The organism is Falsiroseomonas algicola, assembly GCF_011040385.1.
GTDB lineage: Bacteria > Pseudomonadota > Alphaproteobacteria > Acetobacterales > Acetobacteraceae > Falsiroseomonas > Falsiroseomonas algicola.
On sequence record NZ_JAAIKB010000047.1, the window covers coordinates 1 to 2,553 of the forward strand.

The following is a 2,553-nucleotide window of genomic DNA, read 5'->3' on the forward strand; positions in this document are numbered from 1 at the left end:
TGATTCCGACGGAAGGTGGCCACTGATTCCGACGCAAGGCGGCCACCCTTCGGCTGGGGTGAGGGCCGCGGTCTGCGGGTAGTCCTCAACCGAGGGCAGGCTTTGTCCGGCAACGACGCCGGGGAGCGCCATGCCCGCCCAGAGACTGCCCATGCGCCAGGTTCGAGAAGTCCTTCGCCTCAGGCACGCCTGCGGCCAGAGTGAGCGGCAGATAGCCGCTGCCATCGGCATTAGCCGGACGACGGTGGCGGAATATCTTCGCCGCGCGACGGTGAGCGGCATCGGCTGGCCGGTGCCGGCCGGGCTCGACGATGCGGCGCTGGAGGCGAGGCTGTTCAGCCCGCCTTTCACGCCCAAGGAGGCGCTGCGGCCGCAGCCAGACTGGCCGAGGATCCATGCCGAACTCCGCCGACCCGGCGTGACGTTGATGCTGCTGTGGCAGGAATACAGGGCCGAGCAGCCGGGGGGCTACGGCTACGGCCGGTTCTGCGATCTCCACGCCGATTGGCGCGGCGGCGTGTCGCCGACGATGCGCCAGACCCATCTCGCCGGCGACAAGCTGTTCGTCGACTTCGCGGGGCAGACGCTGGCGGTGATCGACCCGGCGACCGGCGAAGTGCGGCAGGCAGAGGTCTTCGTGGCCGTGCTCGGCGCCTCCAGCCTGACCTACGCGGAGGTGCGCTGGAGCCAGGGGCTGGCGGACTGGGTGGGCTGCCACGTCAATGCCTTCGCCTTCTTCGGCGGCGCGGCGCGGCAACTCGTCTGCGACAACCTCAAGGCCGGCGTCACCGCGGCGTGCCGCTACGAGCCCGGGATCAACCGCACCTACCAGGAGATGGCGGCGCATTACGGCGCGGCCGTAGTGCCGACGCGCGTCCGCAAGCCGCGCGACAAGGCCAAGGTCGAGGTCGGCGTGCAGGTGGTGGAACGATGGATCCTGGCCTGCCTGCGCAACCGCCGCCCCTTTGGGCTGGAGGAGGCCAATGCCGCCGTTCGCGCGCTGCTGGAGCGGTTGAACGCGCGGCCCATGCGGCGACTGGGCGCCAGCCGGCGCGAACTGTTCGACCGGCTTGAGGCCGGCAGGCTGCTCGACCTGCCGCCCGAGCCCTTCGAGTATGCCGAATGGCGCCGCTGCCGGGTCGGGCTCGACTACCACGTCGAGGTGCTGGGGCATTGGTACAGCGTCCCCCACCGGCTCGCCCGCGCCGTGGTCGATGCCCGCGTCACCGAGCGGGTGGTCGAGTTCTTCCACAACGGCGGCCGCGCCGCGGCACATCCCCGCAGCCCGCTGCGACACCGGCACACCACCGCGCCGGACCACATGCCGAGCGCACACCGCCGCCATGCCGACTGGACCCCGGCCCGGCTGCGGCGTGATGCCGCGGCGATCGGCTCCGCGGCATCCGGCATGGTCGAGGCGATCCTGGCCGCCAAACCCCACCCCGAGCAGGGCTTTCGCGCCTGCCTTGGCATCCTCGGCCTGGTGCGCGGCTACGGCGCTGGCCGGGTGGAGGCGGCGTGCCAGCGCGGCCTCGACATCGGCGCCCGCAGTTACGGCTCGATCGCATCCATTCTGCGCAACGGCCTCGACCGTGCCTACGCGCCGGAGCCCGTGCCGGACACCCCGCCCATCCGGCACCCGAACATCCGCGGCGGCGGCTACTACCACTGAGGAGACAGCATGCTTACCCACCCGACGAGCGAGCGGTTGCGCGCCCTTGGCCTGGTCGCCATGGCGCAGGCCCTCGAGGAGCAAAGACGACAGCCGGACCTGGATGGCCTCGGCTTCGAGGAACGCCTGGCCCTGCTGGTCGAGCACGAGGCGACCGGCCGCGAGGACCGGCGCATGCGGGCCCGGCTCAAATTCGCTGGCCTGCGCCAATCCGCCTGCATCGAGGATGTCGACTGGCGCGCCGCCCGCGGCCTCGACCGCGCCATGTTCCAGCGCCTCGCCAGCGGCGACTGGATCGACCGGCACCAGGGCGTGCTGCTGACGGGGCCGACCGGGGTGGGCAAGACTTGGCTGGCCTGTGCGCTCGGCCACAAGGCCTGCCGCGACGGACGCAGCGTGCTCTACCAGCGCCTGCCGCGGCTGCTGGAGGCGCTTGCCCTGGCCCGCGGCGATGGCCGCTACGCCCGCATGCTGAAGGGCCTTGCACGGGTGCAGGTGCTGGTGCTCGACGATTGGGGCCTGACGCCGCTGACGCCAGAGGGGCGGCGCGACCTGTTGGAGGTCATCGACGACCGCCATGGCCGTGCCGCCACCGTCGTCACCAGCCAACTGCCGGTGGCCGCATGGCACGAATGGATCGCCGACCCGACCCTTGGCGACGCCATCCTCGACCGCCTCGTCCACAACGCCCACCGCATCGAGCTCAAGGGGGAGTCAATGCGCCGCCGGGCCGCCCGCCGCGCCGTCACCGTTGACGCCGAGGGGGAAAGCTAGGCCACACTCACACCGCCCGCACACCGACACCACACCCCGGCCGGCTTCGATCGGAACAGGTGGCCGCCTTCAATCGGAATCCGTGGCCAGCTTCGTCGGAATCCGCA

The 2,553-nt window shown here is 71.6% G+C and carries 2 protein-coding genes; both read left to right on the top strand.

Annotation, left to right across the window (positions count from 1 at the left end; all coding sequences use genetic code 11):
* Nucleotides 1-130 precede the first annotated feature (130 nt).
* Entirely contained in the window at nucleotides 131-1,672 is a 1,542-nt protein-coding gene (gene istA, locus G3576_RS30910; RefSeq protein WP_164698321.1) for an IS21 family transposase, read from the top strand.
* A gap of 9 nt (nucleotides 1,673-1,681) precedes the next feature.
* Nucleotides 1,682-2,446 carry an IS21-like element helper ATPase IstB gene (gene istB / locus G3576_RS30915; RefSeq protein ID WP_164698322.1) on the top strand — a complete coding sequence of 255 codons (765 nt, stop codon included), beginning with the start codon at nucleotides 1,682-1,684 and terminating at the stop codon, nucleotides 2,444-2,446.
* Nucleotides 2,447-2,553: the final 107 nt, after the last annotated feature.

Excerpts from the sequence above, each read along its gene's own strand:
- istA (WP_164698321.1), top strand. The coding sequence starts at position 131 with ATGCCCGCCCAGAGACTGCCCATGCGCCAGGTTCGAGAAGTCCTTCGC.
- istB (WP_164698322.1), top strand. The coding sequence starts at position 1,682 with ATGCTTACCCACCCGACGAGCGAGCGGTTGCGCGCCCTTGGCCTGGTC.